Consider the following 21,014-nt stretch of genomic DNA (forward strand, 5'->3'; position numbering starts at 1 on the left):
TCTCCGCACTCACAGGAAGGTGTTCAGGTTTTTTGACAGCAGTACATTCTGCGCCAGAAAGATCTTTCGTTCGGCGATGCGTAGCGTACCGTCGACACGACGCAGGCGATCTTCACGCCGCCCCATCAGCAGGTCTTCGTCACGCTCGCCGCGGTTGCGATAATTGGCGAACACGGACCGTACCCCGACCTCGCTATCGGTGGGTGCGGCGACAAGCTGGATGTTCGAGATCGAATGCACGTGCCGCGTTGCGGGACTTTCCGACCAGGCAGTCGTCTGTTCGAACCGCAGCACCCGGCGCTCGAGATCTTTGTAATCGTCGTCGAAGAAGGCCATGCGATCCGGCTGCAACGCGACCGCGGCGTCGGCGCGGTGGCGATTCTCGAGCGCCGGCATCCAATAGCGCACATCCTGCGTCATCAAGCCGAGCCAATCGCGAAACCGCTCGCCGTCGAGCAACCATGCTTCTTCGTAGAGAAACGACTCAACTTCTTCGCGCAACACCGAACTCATCGCTGCGGCACCGATGCCCAGTCGGACGCCGCGATCAGGTCGGCCCAACGTTGGTAGAAGGCACGCTGGTTTGCGTCGTTGATCGAGTTTCGATGCACAGTCCCGGGCAAGTCACTCTGCTGGGCCGCGGCACCGAGGCCGAGCTGGTAGTTGAGTTGCTGGCGCCGTGTGACGACACCCGCATTGCTGCGGGTGCAGAACTCCCAGTTCTCGCCATCATCCATTTCGAACACACCGGTCGGCGAGAACGTCATCATCACGCCGCGCCGATAGGCTTCTTTGATCTCATCGGGCATCGAGCGATTGACGAGCACCCAAGTATGCAGCTCGGTCTCGCCCGGGCCTTTCGGCTGCCAGGTGCGAAACGTGCTTTGCCCTGGCAGGAACGAGAAATTCGGAAAGACGGTGGCGGACGAAATCGCGCCGTACATGCGCGCGCGCACGTCGCCCAGCCGCTCGGTCATCGCGGCTTGCCGTTCGCGGATGTAGCGCAAGATCCGTCGGTCGCCGAGCGTTGCGGCGTTGCCGACGACGTCAAGGTTGGTTTCCCAACCATGGCCGTTGACCGAAACATGGAAGGATTCGTTGCGATCGCCGAGATCGACACTACCGCCCAGCATCGCGCGGGCGCCGCTGTCATGTGTCCACCCGGCGTGCAGGATATCGCCGACGAAATTTTCGGCCGGAAATTTCCAATTGCAACGGAGCACCGACTTGACTGATCCGGGCAGAAATTCGGTGCCGCCTTCGTCGCTGTCGAGCACCGCGTCGAGGTACCAGGTAAACACGCCGAGATAGTCGCGCAGGCTTGGCGCATTGGCATCGAAGGTCGCGAAGACCAGACCTTTGTACGTGTCGAGCTGCGCCACAGGCTTCAACCCGTTGCGGCTACGGTCGAAACACGAAGTCGCGTCGTACGCGGCTTGTTCGTGCATACCGCGCAACGAGCCATCGAGCCCGAACGACCAGCCGTGATAGTTGCAGATGAAACCGCGCGCCTGCCCCGCATCGGCATGGCACACGCGATTGCCGCGATGGGGACAGGAATTCAGAAAGCACGCGATGCTGTTGTCGCGTTGGCGCGCCACAATGACGTGGTCTTCACCCATATACGTCGTGATGAAATCGCCCGGCTTTGGGATCTGCGATTCGTGCGCGACAAACAGCCAGCAGCGCGCGAAAATCTGTTCCAGCTCAGCTTCGTAGACGGCGCGGTCCCAGAAGATCCGGCGGTCGATGACGCCGGCATCGGCATCCACCAGCGCGGCATAGTCAGCAAAGGAAGACATCGTCATACGGCACGCAATTCGGCGAAGCCGAGCCCGGTCACCCACTCGGGTACGGGTTCGTAGGCAATCACCTCGCCTTTGGCGCGGCCGACCGCACCCATGGCGCACAGAAAGGTGCGGATCTCGAGCGCGCCATTGCCCGCCTCGCGTTCGATCAAAGCATCCGACAGACCAATCAACGATGCAGCGTCATTGCGTTCGACGCAGTCGAGTACCATCCCGTCAAAGCGCGGGTTGATGGTGCCCATCTCCGCCGTTCCGACCCAGTGGCTGATGCCGCCGCTGCCGATGATCACGACCCGGTCGTCGCTGTGCATCGCCGCAATCGCACGCCCGATCGAAGCGCCCAATGCGAAGGCGCGTGCCTTGTCGATCATCGGACGCACGCCGCAGGCAAGATAGATCGGCACCGTGCGCACGCCGCTATTCGGCTGGATGGCCAACTGATACGGGATCGAAATCGAATGATCGACGGTCAGCGCGCGCGACACGGTCCAGTCGAATCCGTCGGCAAATCCGCCGGCAAGAATCGCCTCGGCCATCGGCTCGTGATTTTCGATCGGACCGCGCGGCAAGCCCGGCAGTTTTTCGATCGGGCCTTCGACGTCGCCAACGCCGATCAGCATCTGCGGCAGGCATTGGGGGCCGAACAGAATGTAATGGTCGGTGCCCACGACAATCGCCGCAGTTGCGCCCAGCGCGCCGATCCGCCGCGCGATTTCGCCGTAGGCAGCAGCGACTCGTGCACGCACATCTTCCGCGGGTGCCTCGGGGTGCGTGAACATGATCGGATCATGCGGCATTACATAGGCTGCAACGATTTGCGCCATTACGCGGGCCCCTTTTCGGATGGTGCGCGCAGACGCGCCATGTAGCTGCGCATCGAGCGGTCGGGCGCGACCTGGATCCAATATCCCATCGTCAGCATCGGGTTGACGCCAAGCGCGATCAGCGATGCGACGTCGAACGAAGCGACCATCGCGTGCTCGTCGGGCGCGAGGCGGTAGCGTTGCAGGAAGGTGTCGGGATCTTCACGGAACGCGGTTTTGCTGGCGCGGTCGACGCCTAGGTCATACAGCGCCTTTTCGACGCCATGCAGGCTCACGCGGGGCCAGCCAGAAAGTCGTGCATCAGAGTCGCCAACGCATCGCCACGTTCGACTTGCACCCAGTGGCCGCATTTACCGAACAGATGCAGGTCGGAATTCAGCAGCGCGCGATGCGACTGAATCGCTAGGTCGACCGGCACGACTCGATCTTCGCGCCCATGCACGATCAGCGCGCGATGCGGCAACGTCGCCAGCGCCTTGACCGGCAGACCACGCACCGGCGTCGGCGATCCGTCTTCGCTGGGTTTGGGAACCAGTTTGCGAAACGCTTCCTGCGCACCAGGCCGGGCGCTGGTTTCGTAGCGCGACTGAACGAGCTCGGGCGTGACGATCGACGGATCGTAGGGGAACAGGCGCATCAGCTCCGTCATGTTTTCGACCGACGGCTCGTACAGCCAGCCCGCGCGCAACCCTTCGCTCATCGTGAACTCGCCGCACGGGGTGCCGAGCAGGATCAACCGCTCAACGCGTTCGGGCGCGTGCAGCGCTGTCGCAAGCGCCAGCGCGCCGCCAAATGAATTTCCCAGCATCGGCGCGCGTTCAATTTCGAGCGCATCCATGATGGCCAGCAGATGCCGCACCCACAGCTTAATGTCGTAGACCGTACCCTCATGCATTTCGGTAAAGCCGAAGCCGGCAATGTCGGGCGCAATCACGCGATAGTCGCTGGTGAAGCGTGGCCAGAAGGCGGCCCAGTTCGACCACGCCGACACGCCCGGCCCCGACCCGTGCAGCATCAGCAACGGCTTCCCGTTGCCGACATCATGATAATTCGTGCGATGGCCGGCCGCGTCGATCGTGCGGCCGATTGCGAGGTTCTGGATCATTGCGCCGATACACCAGGAACATACGGTAGAGTATGTCGTATAGGGCCCGGCCCGACTTCAGGTCAATACGGTACCGTATGTTGGAGGGTCGTTTAGCGGCCCGGGCTTGGGTTTCCGAAGCGGCCTATTGGGCGCCTTGCCCGCCGGATCCCCTTCCCGCCACCGGATTCGTCGCGCAAGGTCGCGGCCCCATGAGCACCATCACCACCCGCGCCGAAGCATTGGCGCTCGACCGCACCGACCAGCTCGGCACGCTGCGGGAGGCATTCGACCTGCCCACAGGCATCTATCTTGATGGAAACTCGCTGGGGCCGCTGCCGCGCGTGACGCGCGAGGCGCTGCAGCACGCGGTCGAAATCGAATGGGGCAACGACCTCATCCGCAGTTGGACCAAACATGGCTGGATCGAGCTGCCGCAACAGATCGGCGCCCAGATCGCGCGGCTGATCGGCGCCAAGCCGCACGAAGTCGTCGCCGCCGATTCCACATCGGTCAATTTGTTCAAGCTCGGCGCGGCTGCGTTGCGCCTGCAAACCGGCCGCCGCGTCATTCTGAGCGAGCCGGGCAACTTCCCGACCGATCTCTATATTCTGCAAGGCCTCACCGGTTTCACACCCGGCGCCGAATTGCGCACGGTCGAACCAGCCAAGCTTGAAGCAGCGATGGACGATCAGCTTGCGCTGCTGGTGCTGACACATACGCATTACAAAAGCGGCCAGGTGCACGACATGGCGCGCCTGACCGCCGCCGCGCAGAAGCGTGGCGCGCTGGTTTTGTGGGACCTGTCGCATTCGGCCGGCGTGCTCGACGTCGATCTCAACGGCTGCAACGCCGATTTCGCAATCGGCTGCGGCTACAAATATTTGAATGGCGGCCCTGGTGCGCCTGCCTTTCTGTTCGTCGCCGAACGGCACCAGGCAAAGATCGCGTCGCCGCTGTCAGGCTGGATGGGCCATGCGTCGCCGTTCGACTTCACCGACGACTACGCAGCCGCGCCCGGCATCGACCGGTTTCTGTGCGGTACGCCGCAAGTGCTGGGCATGCGCGCGCTGCATGCGGGGTTGAGCGTGCTCGAACAGGTCAAGCCGCGCCAGTTGCAGGACAAGGCGCGCAGGCTGGGCCAGATTTTTCTCGAACGCGTGCTGGAAGCCGGCGACGGTTCGCTGCGCCTGTTGAGCCCGCGCGACCCGGCGCAGCGCGGCGGCCACGTGTCGTTCGCACATGAAGACGGCTATGCGATCGTACAGGCGCTGATCGCGCGCGACATTGTCGGCGACTTCCGCGCCCCCGACGCGCTGCGCTTCGGCTTTGCGCCGACGTTTTTGCGCTATGTCGATGCGTGGGATGCAGCCGAAGCGCTGCTCGAAATCGTCGCGACGAAAAGTTACGACGACGCGCGTTTCCGAACGCGCGCCGCCGTGACCTGATTTACGCCGACTTACGCAGCGCCTCGAGGAACGAGCCGACCTGACGGCGCAGCGTCGTCGCCTGCGCGTCGAGCAGATCCGAGGCCGACAGCACGTCGTTGGCGACGCGGGTCGATTCCACCGCGGCACGATCGGCCGCAGCGACGTTCGACGCGACTTCGCTGGTGCCTTGTGCCGCTTCCTGCACGTTGCGGGCGATCTCGCGGGTTGCAGCCCCCTGCTCTTCGACCGCGGCTGCAATCGTCGCCGAGATCTGGTGCAGCTTTTCGATCGTGCTGGCGACGCTGGCGATCGAGGTCACGCATTCCTGCGTCGCGGCCTGGATGGCGCCAATCTGTTCCGAGATTTCGTCGGTCGCTTTCGCGGTCTGTCCGGCCAGCGTTTTGACTTCGCTGGCGACCACCGCAAACCCCTTGCCCGCTTCACCCGCACGCGCCGCTTCGATGGTCGCGTTCAGCGCCAGCAGGTTGGTCTGGCTGGCAACGTCGCCGATCAGCTTGACCACGTCGCCGATGCGTTTGGCGGCCTGGTCGAGTGTGTCGACCGTGTTGCGCGTGGTTTTCGCCGTACCGACCGCTTCGGTCGCAACCGTCGCCGATTGTTCGACCTGGCGGCCAATTTCAGCAATCGATGCAGCCAGCTGTTCGGCCGCGGCCGCGACCGTCTGCACGCTGACCGAGGCTTCTTCGGTTGCGGCGGCCGCAGCCGTCGTACGCTGCGACGCGTCGCCGGTCGCGCTGTGAATGGCGCCTGCGCTGTCGCGCATCGACCGGGCGGCTGCGTCGACCGCGCCGACCGCGCCGGTGACTTCGGATTCGAACTTGTCGGCCATCTCGCCAAGCGCGCGACGCTTCTGCGCTTCGGCTTCTTCTTTGCGCGCGCCTTCTTCGGCGCGCAGCGTCTCGGCATCCTGCATCGCGCTGCGGAACACTTCGACCGAACGCGCCATCTTGCCGAGTTCGTCATTGCGTTCGCGACCGCGCACGTCGATGCGCGTATTGCCGGCAGCGAGTTCGTTCATCGTGTCGGTCAAGGCGCCGATCGGACGCGACAGGCTGCGGCCGATCCACCACGCCACGCCTGCGGCTGCAACCAGCACCGCAATTGCCGACAGGCCAAGCTGCAACGCAGCCTGCGCCGCGGCTGCACGCAGCTTGCTGGCGTCGATCGCAAGTTCCAGCACGCCGACCGGTTCGTTGGCGCCGTTGCGGATGGTGCCGATACGCAGCGCCGTCGCCTTGCCGCCAATGTCGACTTCGCGCGCGATCGTTTCGCCCGCCAGCGCGCGCTTGACGTCGTCGAGCGTCGCAGTCGCCTTGCCGCTATTGGCCAGAGTTTCGATCTTGTCGGCGGTGATGCGATGGATCGCAGCGTCGACGTTGAATTGTTTCTTCAAGCGCTCGACGAACGGACCGCCGAACGGAATGCCGGTATCGATCACGCCGGTGCCGTTGTCGGCGAGCGGGAACGGCACGGTGCCGAACACCGAAAGATTGTCGCGGCCCGGCTCGACGCCGCTGATGGGGGTCTTCTTTTCGAACGCCAGCGGAATGTTGCGACGGCGTCCTTTGACGTCGTCACCGATCGCTTTGGGATCGTGAATGCGCGAGAAGGCAATCGTGCCGTTCTTGAAGAAGGTCATGTAGCCGGCGCCGAGCGGCTTGACCGCAGTCAGTGCGGGCGTGAGGAAAGCGACCAGCGCGTCGCGATCGTCTTTTGCCATCGCTTCGCGCACGGCGGGGAACGAGCTGAGCGCGGTCGAGATCGCAGTTGCGGTGCGCGCTTCATATTCGAGCGCGGCCAGCACGCCCTGCCATTGCAGCGCGAGTTCGCGATCGAGCGCGGCGTCGGCCTGCTGGCGCTGCTGTTGCCAAGCCAAGAGCGAAATCGCGGCACATCCAAGTGCGGCGACCAGCGCAATGGCAACGATGAGACGCGTGGAAATCGAACGCAGCACGTGACGGCCTCCCCAAGCTTGCTTGCGCGAGTGCTACGGGGTCGCGTTTAACGGCCTATGAATTAAGCACGACTAGGCGGCGCGGCCGACCATGCCCCGCACGCCCGAAAGCGCGCCCGGAACCAGTTCGAGGCCCAGAAACCGTGCCTCGTCGACCCAGCCCGGCAGGGTCAGGTTGGTCGCCAAGGCGCGGGCAAAGCCGAATTGCTCATAATAAGGTGCGTCGCCGACCAGCAGCACGATCCGGTGCCCCAGCGCGCGGGCCACACCCAGCCCGTGCCAGATCAGCGCCTTGGCGTAGCCCTTGCCCCGGTCTTCAGGAGCCACCGCGATCGGGCCCAGCAGCAAAGCCGGCACGCGCTCCTCGCCGATCACGATCGGCCAGAAGCGTAAGGACCCGTCGATCTCGGGCTTGGCCGGGTCATGGATGACGAAGCCGAGTTCGGCCACCGGGGGGATCCCCTCGCGCAGCTTATAGACGGTCTTGCCCGCGCGATCGGGACCGAAGGCGAGATCAAGAAGATGCTCGATCGCCGGACCGTCTTCGGGATGTTCTGGTGCGATCTCCACGGGGCGCGACGCGTAGCAGTTCAACGTCCGCTGGACTAGAGTGCCGAGGCTATGGGCCTCGAAATCGCCGACGACGAACTGCCGTATCAGGCCGAGACGCGATCGATCCGCGTCGCCGTTCGTCCGTCCTATCGCCCCGATCAGTCGGCGCCCGACGAAGATCACTTCGTCTGGGCCTATCGCATCCGCATCGAAAATCGCGGCCCCGAAACCGTGCAGCTGCGCACGCGCCATTGGGTCATCACCGACGGCAATGGCCGCGTACAGGAAGTGCGCGGTCCGGGCGTTGTCGGTGAAGAGCCGGTGCTGAAACCGGGCCAAAGCTTCGAGTATGTCAGCGGCGTGCCGCTTTCGACCCCGACCGGTCTGATGCAGGGCAGCTACGGCATGCACACCGACGCAGGCGAGCATTTCGACGTCGAAGTGCCGCCCTTCTCGCTCGACAGTCCGCAGCAGGTTGCGCGGCCGAACTAAGCCAAGTGGGAATAGAATCAAACCGGCCTTCGTTCAGGCCCGGCACATCCAATCTGGAAACAGCCCCGTTCTTCTTGAAAGAGCAGATCACCGGCGTAGATCGGTGCGGGGCCAAGAACCCAAAATCAGGACTTTCGTACCGCGATGTCATCCAAGCCGAAGCTCACGCCCGTCAATGCGATTGCGCGTCCTGATCGCGCCGAAGCCGAGAAAGCAGTGCGGACGCTGCTGCTGTGGGCCGGCGACGATCCCGATCGCGAAGGGCTGAAAGCAACGCCCGAACGCGTCGTACGCAGCTACGAAGAGTTCTTCGCCGGCTACGGTGCCGATCCGTACGACGTGCTGCAACGGACGTTCGAAGAAGTCGAAGGCTATGACGACATGGTCATCCTTCGCGGCATCCGCTTCGAGAGCTATTGCGAACATCACATGGTGCCGATCATCGGCACGTGTCACGTCGCTTATCTGCCGAAGAACCGCGTCGTCGGCATCTCCAAGCTGGCGCGCGTCATCGAGATTTATTCGAAGCGCTTGCAGATCCAGGAAAAGATGACGGCGCAGATCGCGACCGCGATCAACGACGTGCTGGAACCGCGCGGCGTCGCCGTCGTCGTCGAAGGCGAACATCAATGCATGACTACGCGCGGCGTGCATAAGCCAGGCGTTGCGATGGTGACGAGCCAGATGACCGGCGTCTTCCGCGACAACCCGGTTACGCGCAGCGAATTCCTGGCGATGATCGGAAAAGGCTGACCGTTCGGGTCAGTCCTCGGCGGTGACTTTCAACCGCTGCTGCTCTTCTTCGTCGAAACGATAGACGGTCGAGCAGAATTCGCAGGTCGCGGTCACCGCACCGGTTTCGTCCCGCAGCTCGCCCAATTCGTCGGGCGACAAAGTCTTCAGCACACGCACGACGCGATCGGACGAGCAGCGACAGCCGCGCGTCACCAAGGTCGGCGGCCAGACGCGCACCGCTTCTTCGTGGAAGAGGCGAAACAGCAGATCGTTGGGCGCCAGCGAGCGGTCGATCAATTCGACTTCCGCTGTCGTGTCGAGCAACAGCTTGGCGCGCACCCAGGCATCTTCGAGTTCGACTGCGGCGCTTTGTTTGCGCAGCGGATCGTCTTCGGGCAGGCGCTGCAACAACAAGCCGCCGCCGCGCCATGCACCGTCGCGCGCACGCCGCGCTGCGACTTTCAGATGCGTGCCGAGCTGCTCGGATTGCGCGAAGTAATGCAGCATCCAATCGGCAACTTCGGCGCCTTCCAGCTCGACGATGCCCTGATAGCGTTCGGTGTCTTCGCCCTGATCGACGGTGAAGGCGAGATAGCCCTGTCCGATCAATTCGCGCGGCGTTGCGTTGGCGCCGGTAGGAAGACGATCGCGATCGAACCCGGCATAGCCGCGCACGACACCGTCGGTGGTGACGTCGGCGACGACGACCGAAACCGGTCCGTCGCCCTTCACTTGCAAGGTGAACACGCCGTCATATTTGAGCAGGCTGGCCAGCAGCACAGTCGCGGTCAGCACTTCGGCCAACAGCTGTTCGATCACCGGCGGATAGGCGTGACGCGCCAACACGTCGTCGAGCAACGGCCCCAGACGCACCATCCGTCCGCGTACCGCGTCGCGTTCCAACTGGAACGCCTGCACGATGTCGGTCTCGGGCGCGGCGCCCTCGACAGGAGCCGCCGCACCGATCACGCGCGTGCGGCTCCTTGGTCGCCCATGCACCAGGCCAGGATGGCCTTCTGTGCGTGCAGCCGGTTTTCGGCTTCGTCCCACACCGCCGATTGCGGCCCGTCGATCACCGACGCAGCCACTTCTTCGCCGCGGCGTGCCGGCAGGCAATGGAGGAAGATCGCGTCCTTGTTGGCGCGCGCCATCAACGCGTCGTCGACCTGATAGCCTTTGAGCGCAGCACGACGACGTTCGCCGTCGCTGTCGTTCATCGACACGAACACGTCGGTGATGACCGCATCGGCATCGGCCGCCGCAACCGCCGGATCGCGTACATTGCTGACGCCCGGCGCGTTCGAACCGCACCACAATTCGTCCGGCGTCGCGAAGACCAGCTGAAAGCCCAGCGCCGGTGCGGCATGGATCCAGCTTTTCGCGACATTGTTGCAGTCACCGATCCAGGCAACTTTTTTACCCGTGATCGGACCGCGCCGTTCTTCGAAGGTCTGGATGTCGGCCATGATCTGGCACGGATGCGACAACTCGGTCAGCGCATTGATGACCGGGACCGTGGCGTTCTCTGCCAGCTCCAACAATTTGGCGTGGCGCGAGGTGCGCAGCACGATGGCGTCGACATAGCGCGACAGAACGCGCGCCGTGTCGGCCAGCGATTCACCGTGGCCGATCGCCATCGCCGACGTGTCGAGGATGATCGGCTGGCCGCCCATCTGCACGACGCCGCGTTCGAACGAGACGCGGGTACGGGTCGACGGCTTTTCGAAGATCAGGGCCACGGCTTTGTTGGCCAAGGTGCCGCGCACCGAATGATCGTCGCGCTTCAACGCATGGGCACGATCCAGAACGCCGCGCAAGGTCGCGGGCGAAACCTGGTCGATGTCGAGGAAGTGACGGGTCATGCGGCTGACTTCGCTGCAAACTTGGTGGCAACGCGATCGAAGATCTCCATCGCGTGTTTGATATGTTCGTCTTCGATAATCAGCGGCGGCAGCAGGCGCACGACATTCTCGCCGCCACCAACCGTGCACAGCCCGTCGGCCAGCAAGGCTTTGACGAAATCAGCCGCGACGATCGACGGTGCGCATTTGATGCCGCGCATCAAACCGATGCCGCGCTGTTCGACGAACACGGTCGGGTGACGTTCGACCAGCGCCTGCGCCGCACGGTCGAGCGCAGCGCCGATCTTCTGCACGTGGCCGAGGAAGCCGGGCTCGACCAGCATGTCGATCGCGGTTTCACCGACCGCCATCGCCAGCGGATTGCCGCCATAGGTCGATCCGTGCACGCCCGCGACCATGCCGCTGGCTGCATCGGCGGTTGCAAGACACGCACCCAACGGGAAGCCGTTGCCGATCGCTTTGGCGACGCACATCACGTCCGGTTTGATGTCGGCATATTCGTACGCCCACAATTTACCGGTACGGCCGAGACCGCACTGAATCTCGTCGAGAAACAGCAGCAAGCCGAACTCGTCGCAGATCTTGCGCACTTGCTGCAGCAATTCGACCGACCACGGCTTGATGCCGCCTTCGCCGATCACCGGTTCGAGATTGATCGCCGCGGTCTCGGCGGTGATCGCTGCGCGCATTTCATTCAAGTTGCCAAAGGCAACTTGATCGAAGCCATCCAGCAACGGACCGAAGCCCGTCACCATCTTCTCGCTCTTGGCGGCCGAAATGGCACCCAAGGTACGTCCGTGGAACGCGCCCTGAATCACGATGATGCGGTTCTTCTGCGGCTGGCCCTTCGCATGGAAGTGCTTGCGCACGGTTTTGACGCCGCATTCCCACGCTTCGACGCCCGAGTTGGTGAAGAACACCGTGTCGGCGAACGAATTGTCGACCAGCTTTTTGCCAAGCCGTTCCTGTCCCGGAACCGTGTAGAGGTTCGAGACGTGCCACAGCTTCTTGGCCTGCTCGGTCAGCGATGCGACGAGGCGCGGATGGGCATGGCCAAAGGCGGTCACGCCGATGCCGGCGACGAAGTCGAGATAACGTCGGCCCTGATCGTCCCACAGCCAGACGCCTTCACCGCGCTCGAAGCGCACGTCGGCCCGTGCGTAGACGGGCATCACTGGTGGGAACACGACAAAATCTCCAAGGCCCAGAAAAAGAGGCCTTGTCTACAGCGCCTTACCGCGTTGCGTAACCCCGTTTAGGCGCGAAGCCGGTATCCGGAAACCAGAAGGCGCCAGGCAAATAAGCTCAAAACCAGGCTCATCGCCGCCAAGCCGAGCACCGCATTCCACACCGGCAGCGACGCCGATCCCCCGACCAGGGCGGCGCGCGTGGTTTCGACCGACCAGGCGAACGGGCTGCCGAACGCCAAGGAACGCAGCGGTTCGGGCATCGCCGCCACGGGCACGACCAGGCCCGAAAAGAAGGCGATCGGCGTCAGGATCAGGCCGAAGGCGCCGCCGACATGGTCCCATTTCTCGGCCCACAGCCCGACCAGCAACCCAAGTGGCGCGAAGGCGAGGCCGGTCAGCACCATCAGCGCCAGCGCAGACAACGGCGCGTTGCCGGGAAATCCGGTGACGATCACCGCGAACAGCGCCACCGGCAGGCCCGACATCAGGCCGGCCGTCGTGCCGGCGCCGACATAGGCGATCAGCCATTGATGCGGATCGATCGGCGCCTGCACCACGTCCTGGATCGTGCGGTGCATCTTGTCGATGACGAGCTGGATGGTCGGACCGACCACCGCATTCATGCCGCACCAGAACGCCGCCTGCCCCGCCAGCATCCAGGCGAAGACTTGCCCGTCATCGTCGCGTTCAGCACCGCCCAACGCGAACACGCCCGCATACATCAGCGCGTTGATCAGCGCCGGTGCAGCCATGAAGGCCCAGCCGCGCAAAAAGCGGCGCACTTCGCGCAGATACAAACTCCACAGCGAAAGCACGGATCAGCTCTTCAGCTTGTAGCCGGTCGACAACATGCGCAGCACCAGCAGCCACAGACCGGCGTTCACTGCGACCAGCACCGCAATGCCGGTGCCGATGAAGCTGTCATTGCCGCCGATGAAGCCATGGCGGAAGCCGTCGATCATATAGAAGAACGGATTCAGATGCGCCACGAAGCGCCAATTCTCGGGCAGGCGTTCGATCGGATAGAAGGTGCCCGACAAAAACGTCAGCGGCGTCACGATGAAATTGGTGACCGCGGCGATGTGATCGAATTTCTCGGCCCAGATCGCGCCGGCAATGCCGAGCAGGCCCAGCATCATCGTGCCGAGCAAACCGTAGAGCGCGATCAGCAGCGGATGCGCCAGGTGAATGCGCACAAAGAGCGCAACGACGGCGATGGTGACCAGACCGACGACCAACCCGCGCAGCACGGCGGCTGCGACATAGCCGACCGCCAACTCGCCCGACGTCATCGGCGGCATCAACACGTCGACGATCGTGCCCTGGTTCTTGGCGATCATGATCGACGAGGACGTGTTCTGAAACGCGTTCTGCGCCATCGTCATGATGATCAGGCCGGGCGCCAGGAATTCCAGAAACGGCACGTCGCCGACGCTGCGGCCCGCACCGCCCAAGGCCAGCGCGAAGACGGCGAAGAACAGCAAGGTCGTGACCACCGGCGCGGCCACGGTCTGCATGTAGACTTTGGCGAATCGGCGCACTTCTTTGGAGAAGAGCGTCGCGAAGCCAATCCAGTTGATCGCCCCCATCTCGCGCGGGAGCGGCGTCGTGGAGTCGCGTTGTTGCTGTTGCTGCATGATCGCCGAGGAACCTAGCAGCGGAACCGCTATAGTCCAGTCGATGGCACGAATTCCGAAGAAGATAACCCAGGCCTACCTGGAAGCGGCAGCACTGCACTATCTCGAGAGATTCGCGAGCTCGGCCGCCAATCTGCGCCGGGTTCTGCAGCGGAAGGTGCAGCGAAGTGCGGCACATTGGGGGGACGATGCAGGCCAGTTCGCCCCGCTGATCGACCGGCTGCTGGAGCGGTATCAAGCTTCAGGCCTGATCGACGACAAGCGCTATGCCGAGGCCAAGGTCGCCAGCGAACGCCGCCGCGGCCGCTCGACGCGCGCCATCGCGCAGCGTCTGGCCATGAAAGGCGTCGCGAATGAGATCACCAAAAAAGCGCTCGACGAACATGAAGGCGACGACGTCACCGCCGCACGCGCTTTTGCCAAACGACGCCGGCTGGGCCCGTATCGCACGGCCAAGCGCAGCGAGTTGCGCGACAAGGATCTCGCTGCGCTGGGACGCGCCGGCTTTGCCTATGAAATCGCGCGCAGCGTCGTCGACGGCGAGATCGACTAGCCCTTGTCGGTCGCACGCGCGCGCAACGCGGCGCGGGTTTCTTCGTCCAACGTCACTTTGATGTCGCGCGTGACATACGGGCTGGTGATCCCCAGCTCTTCGAATTTCTTTTTCATGCGGCGATTCAATTCGCGCCCGACGCCCCATTGCTTGTTGGGCCGCGTCTTGAGCCGCGCCTGCACCATCACCGCCTTGTCGGTAAACGCGTTGACACCGATCACTTCGAGCGGATCGATCACGTCGCCGGCATAGGCCGGCTCGGTCTGGATTTCGGCGGCCAGATCGCGCAACGCGTCGATGACCGCGTCCGGGTCCTGGTCGTAGGCGACTGCGATGTCGAACACGTAGAACGAGAAATCGCGCGCCATATTCTTGACCGAGGTCACGTCGCCGAACGGCACCGTGTACACAGCGCCGGTTCCGTCGCGCAGTTTCAGCGCGCGGATCGACATCGCTTCGACCAGACCCGACCGGCCTTTGTCGAGATCGACCACGTCACCGACCGCGATCGTGTTGTCGAACAGAATGAAGGCGCCGTTGATCACGTCTTTGACCAAGGTCTGCGCGCCGAAGCCGATGGCGAGACCGATGACGCCGGCGCCAGCCAGCAGCGGCGCGGTGTTGATGCCAAGCTCGCCCAGAATGACGGTCGAGGTGATCACCAGCAGGAAAATCAAAAACACGTTGCGCAGCAGCGGCAACAAGGTGCGCGTGCGGGCGCTGCGAATGACGACGCCGTTGCCGCCGCCGGTGAGATAGCGCTCGATGCCGCTTGCGACGAATTCCCAGGCTGCGATCGACAACGCCAGAATGAACAGGATCGCGCCCAGCTTTCCGAGCAGCGCACGACCGGAGTCGGTCTCAAACCAGTGCCAGCTATCCAGGCCCCAGGCGCGCAGAATGGTCAGCGCGGCAATGAACCAAAGTGCGAGAACGATCAGCCGGCGCAGCAGCGGAATGTAGCGATTGGCGCGCGCTTCCAGACCGGGAAATTGCGCGCGCAGATCGGCCGACACCGCAAACCCATGTTCGAAGGCGCGATCGATGCCAGCTGTAACCAGGCGCGCAACGACCGCAACGACCAGGGTCAGCAGGCTGGCTTTGGCGACAAAGGCAAAACCGCCGGTCAGATTGACCGCGTAGATGAACCAGACGATCGCGACATAGGCGATCGCGAGCAAATGCCAGACTTCGGCGAAACGCCGGCGTACCGACCAGAAGGCGCTGGTCTGTTCGGGATCGGTCGAACCGCGCAGCCACGCCGCCATCGAACGACGGTTCTGCAAAATCACCACGACCAGCAACACCGCCAAGGTCAGCCCGACAAATTTCAGCGCGGTCTCGGCAAGCGAGCGCCACAGACCAAGCAAGCGCGCAGCAGCAATGAAGAACCAACCATAGACTGCGATCGCGAACAGCCGGCGCAGCCAGATATACAGATAGTTCGACGTCTCATCGTCGAGCCGCACCAGGCGCAAACCGGGCGCTGCCGGTTGCAGCACCAAACGCACCAGCGCCAGCAGGCTGAACAACAGAAGGCTGGCATTGACAATGGTCAGTGCCGCAAGCCGCACCGTATCGGGCGGTGCAATCGCCGACGCAACTGCGTAACCGACGAGGCCGAACACGACGACGGGACCAAGTTCCAACAGAAACCGTGCCAGCCCCAACGACAGGCGCGTGCCGAACGGCTTGTCGACGCCGCGCCGTTCCAGCGCGCGCAGCGGCCGCGTCAGTGCGCGACGCACGACGATCGACGCGACGGCGCCGAACAACACGATCGCCGCCAGCGCCGCGAACAACAGCGACCAGCGTTCGCGCACGTCGGGATCGGCCATCTGCCGTTCGAACCAACGTTCGGCTTGCGGCAAGCGGCTGACTGCCGCAGCGGCTTCGACCAGCGCCGCGCTGGCATTGGCGATATGCACGGAGACAAAGCGCAGCACGCGCTCGCCCGCATTCTCCAACAGATCGGGTTGGTCGTCGTTGTCGCCTTGCTTGTCGCTCGCCTGCGCCAACAGATCGATCTGGTCGATCAGTTTTTGTCGCGCCGCCGGATCTTCGAGCGTCGATTTCAGTTCGCGCAGCTTGGCCGGATCCGGCTTGGGCGCGTCTTTTGTCGTCGTCGATGACGGCAACGTGACTTGCGCCTGCGCTGCGACCGGCAACGCAAACAGCAGAACAAGCAACAGTTGGGCGAGCAATCGCATCACAGAAGCCAAACGTGGTGGAGTGTGATCAGCCGTAAGGCTTGAAGCCGGCAACGTCGCGCAGAAGACGTGCCAGACCGTCGGCGGCATGAGCAAGCAACGCTTGTCCGATTGCTTCGGTTGCGCCGGCTGCATTTCCCATCGCGCCCGCGGGGTTCAGATCCTGCGCCGCCCAGCCCCAACCGCTGCGGCCGTGCGTCGTAAATGCACGTCCCGCCAGATCGCTGCCGCGGCTGGTGAAATTCTGCGCCTGATCGCGGCGCACCAGGTCGGGCGCCAGCGCGAGCATCAGCGAGGTCTCAACCAGACCGGCGTGCAGGCCGATTGCCGCTTCTTCATCCGGGATCAGGCCAGCAGGCCGGCCGAAGCCGCCGCGGCTGCAATAGACAGCGATCATGCCCAGCCGGCTGCGCAACGTCGCGGCCAGCGACGGCAACAGCCCTTCTTGCCCGCCATGCGTATTGAACAGCACCAGCCGTTCGATTCCGGCGGCGCGCACGCTGGTCGCGATATCGGTCCAGGCCGCCAGCACGGTCGCCGGCTCCAGGGTCAGGGTGCCTGGAAAGGCCGCATGTTCGGGCGACAGGCCGATCGGCTGGGTCGGCAGCCGCAGCACCTGGACCGGGTCGCTTTTGAGCAGGCCCGCCGCCGCAGCGACGACGCCGTCGCCAATAATTGCGTCGGTCCCCAACGGCAAATGCGGCCCGTGCTGCTCGGTCGCGGCCAGGGGCAGCAGGGCTACGGCGTTGGAAAGCCGGCCCTCGGCGAAGTCGGTGGTGGCGAGGTTGCTCCAGTCGCGGAAGGGCACGAGCTTGAAATCTCCGGGGGTGCGGGCTAGTGGGACCGGACCGACTTCGGTCGGGTCCCACTAGCAATCGTTTCGCTGTGGTCAAAATCCATCTCGATGGCCAATCCATCGCGATCGATTTTGACCACTAGGGTCCCGACCCTACCTATGCCCGTGGAGTCCTGTCCAATGAGCCGCGTCCCCTTCCGGAACGACGTCGAAGAAGATGAGAACGAAAAGCCGAAGGCCGACGCCAATCCGCCGAATCTGATCGACGCGAATCTTTTCCGCGCCCGGACCGTGCTGCTGTTCGGCGAGATCGACGACAAGGTCTCGCGCCAGGTGACGGCGCAGTTGATCGCGCTGGCCGGCAAGAGCGACGAACCGATCCGTCTGTTCGTGCAGTCGCCGGGCGGCCATGTCGAAGCCGCCGACACGATCTTTGACGTGATCCGCTTCATCAAAGCGCCGGTGCATGTGATCGGTACGGGCTGGGTCGCTTCGGCCGGCGCGCTGATCTATGTCGCGGCGAAGAAAGAAAACCGCTACGCGCTGCCGAACACCCGCTTCATGCTGCATCAGCCGTCGGGCGGCACGATGGGCAAGGCGAGCGACATCGCGATCGAAGCGAAAGAGATCATCCGCATGCGCCAGCGTCTCAACGAGACGTTTGCGAAAGAAACCGGTCAGCCGGTTGAGAAAGTCGCGCGCGACAGCGACCGCAACTATTGGATGAGCGCCGAAGAAGCCAAGACCTACGGCCTGGTCGGCAAGATCGTGAACAACGAGACGGAAATCGGCTGAGCGCGAAGCGCGAAGCCGTCCCCGCGCAGGCGGGGACCCAGGTCTAAAAGAAAGGGCGGCGTTCGAATTTCGAGCGCCGCCCTTTTTGTTGCTCCTGGGCCCCCGCCTGCGCGGGGGCGGCTCCTCGTGTCGCTACGCTCCTCTTGGAGCCGGCTCTTGCAACGTCACGCAGTGCAGACCGCCGCCGCCGCGCACGAAGTCGAGCGCCGGCACCGGCACGATTTCGCGATCGGGGAAAACGCGCTTGAAGATCTTGAGCGCGTCTTTGTCGGCGGGATCTTCGAAGGCCGGAATCAGCAGGCCGCCATTGACGAAAACGAAGTTTACATAGGACAGCGTCAAGCGCCGTCCGTTCTCGTCGACCCGATCCGGCTGCGGCAGTTCGATAATGTCGAAGACGCGGCCTTGCGCGTCGCGCACCGCGTGCAGCCGGTCGAGATTGTCGGCACCGATTTCGTAATTGCGATCCGACACGTCGGTGGTCGTGTGCAACAGCACGACGCCGGGCCGCGCGAAGGCCGCGATCTCGTCGACATGTCCCTTGGTTTCGTCCTGGTCGTAACCGCGTCCGAGCCAGACGGTTTTCTCGATGCCGAGATTTTCACGCAGCCAGCGTTCGAGGCGGATCTTGTCGACCATCTCGTTGCGGCGCGGATCGAGCAGACATTCTTCGGTCACCAGCGCCGTGCCGCTTCCGTCGACGCAGATCGCACCGCCTTCGAGCACGAAGTCGGCTTCGAAACGGCGCATCTTGGCGTTCGCCAGCACCGCTTCCGCAACGTCGGCATCCAGCATCCAGTCGTGATGGATTTCACCCCAGCCGTTGAACTGGAAATCAACGCCCGCGACTTCAGCGCTACGTTCGTTGCGCACGAAGATCGGGCCGATATCGCGCATCCAACCGTCCGACATCGGCACCGGCACGATTTCGATGCCGGGTCCGCATGCCAACGACGCCTCTGCGACGTCGCCCGGCGCGCACACCATGCGAACCGGTTCGAAGCGCGAAATCGTGCGGGCTAGATCGGCATGCGCGGTGCGGGCTGCGTCGATGCCGCCGCCGCCGACCCAGGTCGCGGCGCGGGCGGGCCACGCCATCCAGGTACGTGCGTGCCGTGTCCATTCGGGCGGCTGGACGAAGCCTTCGGCGGAAGGAGTGCCCCTGATAGGTCGGTCAGCCATCGCGGCGGAGAGTGGACGAGCGGTGCGGTCGGACGCAAGACGGGCGAAATTGCCCCAGCGCGCAGGCGCGTGAGGCGTTGGGTCGGTTGCGCCGCGCTGGCTGAACGGGCAGGAACGTTTCCGTGATCGACCGTACCTCGCCCATCGACCCCGCGCTGCCCGAAGCCCGTCGCATCGCGCAGACAATTGCCTGCACCGACTCCGATTCGATTCCCAAAGTCGCCGATGCCGGGCGCGTCGTCGAACGCGACGGCGAACGCGTGCAGATCATGCATAACGGCGTCCTCGTCGAAGCCGGCGGCTATTTCGGCGACTGGATGGAAGAGATCATCCGCCGTCTTGGCGGTCATCACGAGCCGCAGGAAGAATTGGCGTTCGCGCGCGTGCTGGAACGGTTGGAGTCCGGCTCAACCATGATCGAGCTTGGATCCTACTGGGCCTATTACTCGCTGTGGTTTCGTCGCGCCCTGCCCGGTTCGATCAATGTCTGCGTCGAGCCCGACGAAGAACGTATGGCGGTCGGCAAGCGCAATTTTGCGCGCAACGGCTACGACGCGACGTTCCTGCCCTATGCGATCGGCGCGCAGCAGGGCGACGACGTGGAATTTCTGCGCGAACGCGATCAGACCATGGTGCGAGTCCCGGTTCGTTCGGTTGACATGATCGTCGACGAACTGCGCTTGCGCCGCGTCGACTTGTTACATGTCGACATTCAAGGCGCCGAGACTGCGATGCTGGAAGGCGCGCAGCGTCTGATCAGCGCCGGCAAGTTGCGGTTTCTGATTGTGTCGACGCATCACTGGAAGATCTCGGGGGATCCGCTGACGCATCAACGTTGCGTGCGCCGGATCGAACAGCTTGGCGGACGCATTCTGGCCGAACATTCGGTGGCAGAATCCGCGTCGGGCGACGGTTTGATCGTCGCATCCTTCGATGCGCGCGACGCCGACATGGCGCCGATCACAATCAGCCACATCCGCGCGCGCGACACGCTGTTCGGCGAATTGGAGCACGACCTCGCTGCCGCGCAGGGCAAAGCAGCGCTCGAATAAAGCCGTAATCAGATGGAACGGGCTGCGATAGGCCTCGTTCCCCTGCCATGACGATGCTCGTGCTTGTGGTTGAAGACGACCCGTTGATCTCGCTCGACCTGTGCAGCATCGCGCAGGAAGCGGGCTGCGTGACCGTTGCGGCGCCGACCGTCAGCAGCGCCCGCAATGCGGCGGCGGAGTATCCGTTCGACCTTGCGATCATCGATTTGAAGCTGGGGCCCGGCACGAACGGCGCCGATCTGGCGCGCGAGCTATTGGGCCAATACGGCTTGCCGTCGCTGATCGTCAGCGGTCATCTGACCGATGCGGTGCGATCGGATCTGCTCGACACGGCCGTGTTTGCGATCGCCAAACCGTACGAACCACAAGCAGTACGCGCCGCGATCTTCGCGGCACTCGAACCCAGAAACGAACTACTCGCGTAAGGTGGTTTTAAGCGGCGCGCGCCAGCGCTTCGTCGATTGCGGGACGAAGCTGCGTCTGGCGATAGGGTTTTTGCAGCACCTTGGTGCCGAGCATGCGATGCGCGCCCGCCAATTCCTCGGCGAACCCGGTCGCGAACAGCACCGCCAGATCGGGGCGCAGGATCGTGGCAAAATCGGCCAAGGTGAAGCCGTCCATGCCCGGCATGCGGATATCGGTGAACAGCACGTTGATCGAACGATCGCGCGACAGGCAGTCGAGCGCTTCTTCACCGCTCGACGCGATCACGACTTCGTAACCGAGCAGCACCAGCAGCTCCCCCACGACATCGCGGACGACCGTGTCGTCTTCGACGAAGAGGATTTTCGGGGTGTGTGCCAGTTCAACCATCACTGCATTGTACAGAAACCGTCT

At 63.7% G+C, this 21,014-nt stretch carries 23 protein-coding genes; 7 read left to right on the forward strand and 16 right to left on the reverse strand.

All coding sequences use genetic code 11. From position 1 onward, the window contains the following. Positions 1-9: 9 nt before the first annotated feature. From TMPK1_RS06960 to TMPK1_RS06980, 5 genes are read right to left on the reverse strand one after another with little or no spacing between them, the layout of a single operon-like run. On the reverse strand, positions 10-513 hold the full coding sequence (locus TMPK1_RS06960; protein WP_420242235.1) for a 3-phenylpropionate/cinnamic acid dioxygenase subunit beta: 504 nt from the start codon (positions 511-513) through the stop codon (positions 10-12). Then, positions 510-1,808, reverse strand: coding sequence for an aromatic ring-hydroxylating oxygenase subunit alpha (locus tag TMPK1_RS06965; RefSeq protein WP_420242236.1), 1,299 nt, complete (start codon positions 1,806-1,808; stop codon positions 510-512). Before TMPK1_RS06965 ends, TMPK1_RS06960 begins: the two co-directional genes overlap by 4 nt. Beyond that, the gene (locus tag TMPK1_RS06970; RefSeq protein WP_420242237.1) at positions 1,805-2,632 is read right to left on the reverse strand and encodes a DODA-type extradiol aromatic ring-opening family dioxygenase; all 828 of its coding nucleotides are present in this window, start codon (positions 2,630-2,632) and stop codon (positions 1,805-1,807) included. The genes TMPK1_RS06965 and TMPK1_RS06970 overlap by 4 nt, the downstream gene beginning before the upstream one ends. Further along, complete coding sequence (locus TMPK1_RS06975) at positions 2,632-2,907, reverse strand: hypothetical protein (RefSeq protein ID WP_420242238.1); 276 nt, start codon at positions 2,905-2,907, stop codon at positions 2,632-2,634. The genes TMPK1_RS06970 and TMPK1_RS06975 overlap by 1 nt, the downstream gene beginning before the upstream one ends. Then, positions 2,904-3,737, reverse strand: a complete 834-nt coding sequence (locus TMPK1_RS06980) for an alpha/beta fold hydrolase (RefSeq protein ID WP_420242239.1) — start codon at positions 3,735-3,737, stop codon at positions 2,904-2,906. The genes TMPK1_RS06975 and TMPK1_RS06980 overlap by 4 nt, the downstream gene beginning before the upstream one ends. A 191-nt stretch (positions 3,738-3,928) precedes the next feature. Here TMPK1_RS06980 and kynU point away from each other — a divergent pair, with 191 nt between their 5' ends. Next, entirely contained in the window at positions 3,929-5,164 is a 1,236-nt protein-coding gene (gene kynU, locus TMPK1_RS06985; RefSeq protein WP_420242240.1) for a kynureninase, read from the forward strand. Position 5,165: 1 nt separating this feature from the next. Here the strand turns inward: kynU and TMPK1_RS06990 are convergent, their stop codons facing one another. Further along, on the reverse strand, positions 5,166-7,121 hold the full coding sequence (locus TMPK1_RS06990; RefSeq protein WP_420242241.1) for a methyl-accepting chemotaxis protein: 1,956 nt from the start codon (positions 7,119-7,121) through the stop codon (positions 5,166-5,168). Between the two features lie 72 nt (positions 7,122-7,193). Next, a complete protein-coding gene (locus TMPK1_RS06995; RefSeq protein WP_420242242.1) occupies positions 7,194-7,691 on the reverse strand; it encodes a GNAT family N-acetyltransferase in 498 nt (165 codons plus the stop codon). Between the two features lie 51 nt (positions 7,692-7,742). Here TMPK1_RS06995 and apaG point away from each other — a divergent pair, with 51 nt between their 5' ends. Together apaG and folE are read left to right on the forward strand one after the other, a co-directional pair. Continuing rightward, positions 7,743-8,165, forward strand: coding sequence for a Co2+/Mg2+ efflux protein ApaG (apaG, locus tag TMPK1_RS07000; RefSeq protein ID WP_420242243.1), 423 nt, complete (start codon positions 7,743-7,745; stop codon positions 8,163-8,165). Positions 8,166-8,309: 144 nt separating this feature from the next. After that, positions 8,310-8,918 (forward strand): GTP cyclohydrolase I FolE, encoded by a 609-nt coding sequence (folE, locus tag TMPK1_RS07005; protein ID WP_420242244.1) that lies wholly within the window; start codon positions 8,310-8,312, stop codon positions 8,916-8,918. Between the two features lie 9 nt (positions 8,919-8,927). On the opposite strand, the gene hslO is transcribed toward folE, so the two are convergent. The 5 genes from hslO to TMPK1_RS07030 all read right to left on the reverse strand — a co-directional run bounded on the left by hslO (position 8,928) and on the right by TMPK1_RS07030 (position 13,589). Continuing rightward, complete coding sequence (gene hslO, locus TMPK1_RS07010; RefSeq protein ID WP_420242245.1) at positions 8,928-9,869, reverse strand: Hsp33 family molecular chaperone HslO; 942 nt, start codon at positions 9,867-9,869, stop codon at positions 8,928-8,930. Continuing rightward, the gene (gene argF / locus TMPK1_RS07015; RefSeq protein ID WP_420242246.1) at positions 9,866-10,762 is read right to left on the reverse strand and encodes an ornithine carbamoyltransferase; all 897 of its coding nucleotides are present in this window, start codon (positions 10,760-10,762) and stop codon (positions 9,866-9,868) included. The genes hslO and argF overlap by 4 nt, the downstream gene beginning before the upstream one ends. After that, positions 10,759-11,949, reverse strand: coding sequence for an aspartate aminotransferase family protein (locus tag TMPK1_RS07020; protein ID WP_420242247.1), 1,191 nt, complete (start codon positions 11,947-11,949; stop codon positions 10,759-10,761). The genes argF and TMPK1_RS07020 overlap by 4 nt, the downstream gene beginning before the upstream one ends. Positions 11,950-12,017: 68 nt before the next feature. Next, positions 12,018-12,767, reverse strand: coding sequence for an ABC transporter permease (locus TMPK1_RS07025; RefSeq protein WP_420242248.1), 750 nt, complete (start codon positions 12,765-12,767; stop codon positions 12,018-12,020). A gap of 3 nt (positions 12,768-12,770) precedes the next feature. Beyond that, on the reverse strand, positions 12,771-13,589 hold the full coding sequence (locus TMPK1_RS07030; protein WP_420242249.1) for an ABC transporter permease: 819 nt from the start codon (positions 13,587-13,589) through the stop codon (positions 12,771-12,773). Between the two features lie 43 nt (positions 13,590-13,632). On the opposite strand from TMPK1_RS07030, the gene TMPK1_RS07035 reads away from it, so the two are divergent. Then, positions 13,633-14,142, forward strand: coding sequence for a regulatory protein RecX (locus TMPK1_RS07035; protein WP_420242250.1), 510 nt, complete (start codon positions 13,633-13,635; stop codon positions 14,140-14,142). On the opposite strand, the gene TMPK1_RS07040 is transcribed toward TMPK1_RS07035, so the two are convergent. Both TMPK1_RS07040 and TMPK1_RS07045 read right to left on the reverse strand, forming a co-directional pair. Continuing rightward, entirely contained in the window at positions 14,139-16,352 is a 2,214-nt protein-coding gene (locus TMPK1_RS07040) for a mechanosensitive ion channel domain-containing protein (RefSeq protein WP_420242251.1), read from the reverse strand. The two genes, TMPK1_RS07035 and TMPK1_RS07040, sit on opposite strands and share 4 nt — an antisense overlap. A gap of 28 nt (positions 16,353-16,380) precedes the next feature. Further along, complete coding sequence (locus tag TMPK1_RS07045; protein WP_420242252.1) at positions 16,381-17,160, reverse strand: creatininase family protein; 780 nt, start codon at positions 17,158-17,160, stop codon at positions 16,381-16,383. Positions 17,161-17,328: 168 nt separating this feature from the next. On the opposite strand from TMPK1_RS07045, the gene TMPK1_RS07050 reads away from it, so the two are divergent. Continuing rightward, the gene (locus TMPK1_RS07050; protein WP_420242253.1) at positions 17,329-17,943 is read left to right on the forward strand and encodes an ATP-dependent Clp protease proteolytic subunit; all 615 of its coding nucleotides are present in this window, start codon (positions 17,329-17,331) and stop codon (positions 17,941-17,943) included. A 132-nt stretch (positions 17,944-18,075) separates the two neighbouring features. Here the strand turns inward: TMPK1_RS07050 and TMPK1_RS07055 are convergent, their stop codons facing one another. After that, positions 18,076-19,125 carry an agmatine deiminase family protein gene (locus TMPK1_RS07055; RefSeq protein ID WP_420242254.1) on the reverse strand — a complete coding sequence of 350 codons (1,050 nt, stop codon included), beginning with the start codon at positions 19,123-19,125 and terminating at the stop codon, positions 18,076-18,078. A 122-nt stretch (positions 19,126-19,247) separates the two neighbouring features. Here TMPK1_RS07055 and TMPK1_RS07060 point away from each other — a divergent pair, with 122 nt between their 5' ends. After that, positions 19,248-20,177 carry an FkbM family methyltransferase gene (locus tag TMPK1_RS07060; RefSeq protein WP_420242255.1) on the forward strand — a complete coding sequence of 310 codons (930 nt, stop codon included), beginning with the start codon at positions 19,248-19,250 and terminating at the stop codon, positions 20,175-20,177. A 47-nt stretch (positions 20,178-20,224) separates the two neighbouring features. Further along, positions 20,225-20,602: a response regulator gene (locus TMPK1_RS07065; RefSeq protein ID WP_420242256.1), complete on the forward strand. Its 378-nt coding sequence runs from the start codon at positions 20,225-20,227 to the stop codon at positions 20,600-20,602. 7 nt (positions 20,603-20,609) lie between these two features. Here TMPK1_RS07065 and TMPK1_RS07070 read toward each other — a convergent pair whose 3' ends face one another. Then, the gene (locus TMPK1_RS07070; RefSeq protein WP_420242257.1) at positions 20,610-20,990 is read right to left on the reverse strand and encodes a response regulator; all 381 of its coding nucleotides are present in this window, start codon (positions 20,988-20,990) and stop codon (positions 20,610-20,612) included. Between the last annotated feature and the right edge of the window lie 24 nt (positions 20,991-21,014).

It is taken from the genome of Roseiterribacter gracilis, from assembly GCA_018332375.1.
Lineage (GTDB): Bacteria > Pseudomonadota > Alphaproteobacteria > BOG-932 > Roseiterribacteraceae > Roseiterribacter > Roseiterribacter gracilis.

Excerpts from the sequence above, each read along its gene's own strand:
- TMPK1_RS06960 (WP_420242235.1), bottom strand. The coding sequence starts at position 513 with ATGAGTTCGGTGTTGCGCGAAGAAGTTGAGTCGTTTCTCTACGAAGAA.
- TMPK1_RS06965 (WP_420242236.1), bottom strand. The coding sequence starts at position 1,808 with ATGACGATGTCTTCCTTTGCTGACTATGCCGCGCTGGTGGATGCCGAT.
- TMPK1_RS06970 (WP_420242237.1), bottom strand. The coding sequence starts at position 2,632 with ATGGCGCAAATCGTTGCAGCCTATGTAATGCCGCATGATCCGATCATG.
- TMPK1_RS06980 (WP_420242239.1), bottom strand. The coding sequence starts at position 3,737 with ATGATCCAGAACCTCGCAATCGGCCGCACGATCGACGCGGCCGGCCAT.
- kynU (WP_420242240.1), top strand. The coding sequence starts at position 3,929 with ATGAGCACCATCACCACCCGCGCCGAAGCATTGGCGCTCGACCGCACC.
- apaG (WP_420242243.1), top strand. The coding sequence starts at position 7,743 with ATGGGCCTCGAAATCGCCGACGACGAACTGCCGTATCAGGCCGAGACG.
- folE (WP_420242244.1), top strand. The coding sequence starts at position 8,310 with ATGTCATCCAAGCCGAAGCTCACGCCCGTCAATGCGATTGCGCGTCCT.
- argF (WP_420242246.1), bottom strand. The coding sequence starts at position 10,762 with ATGACCCGTCACTTCCTCGACATCGACCAGGTTTCGCCCGCGACCTTG.
- TMPK1_RS07030 (WP_420242249.1), bottom strand. The coding sequence starts at position 13,589 with ATGCAGCAACAGCAACAACGCGACTCCACGACGCCGCTCCCGCGCGAG.
- TMPK1_RS07035 (WP_420242250.1), top strand. The coding sequence starts at position 13,633 with ATGGCACGAATTCCGAAGAAGATAACCCAGGCCTACCTGGAAGCGGCA.
- TMPK1_RS07040 (WP_420242251.1), bottom strand. The coding sequence starts at position 16,352 with ATGCGATTGCTCGCCCAACTGTTGCTTGTTCTGCTGTTTGCGTTGCCG.
- TMPK1_RS07050 (WP_420242253.1), top strand. The coding sequence starts at position 17,329 with ATGAGCCGCGTCCCCTTCCGGAACGACGTCGAAGAAGATGAGAACGAA.
- TMPK1_RS07055 (WP_420242254.1), bottom strand. The coding sequence starts at position 19,125 with ATGGCTGACCGACCTATCAGGGGCACTCCTTCCGCCGAAGGCTTCGTC.
- TMPK1_RS07065 (WP_420242256.1), top strand. The coding sequence starts at position 20,225 with ATGACGATGCTCGTGCTTGTGGTTGAAGACGACCCGTTGATCTCGCTC.
- TMPK1_RS07070 (WP_420242257.1), bottom strand. The coding sequence starts at position 20,990 with ATGGTTGAACTGGCACACACCCCGAAAATCCTCTTCGTCGAAGACGAC.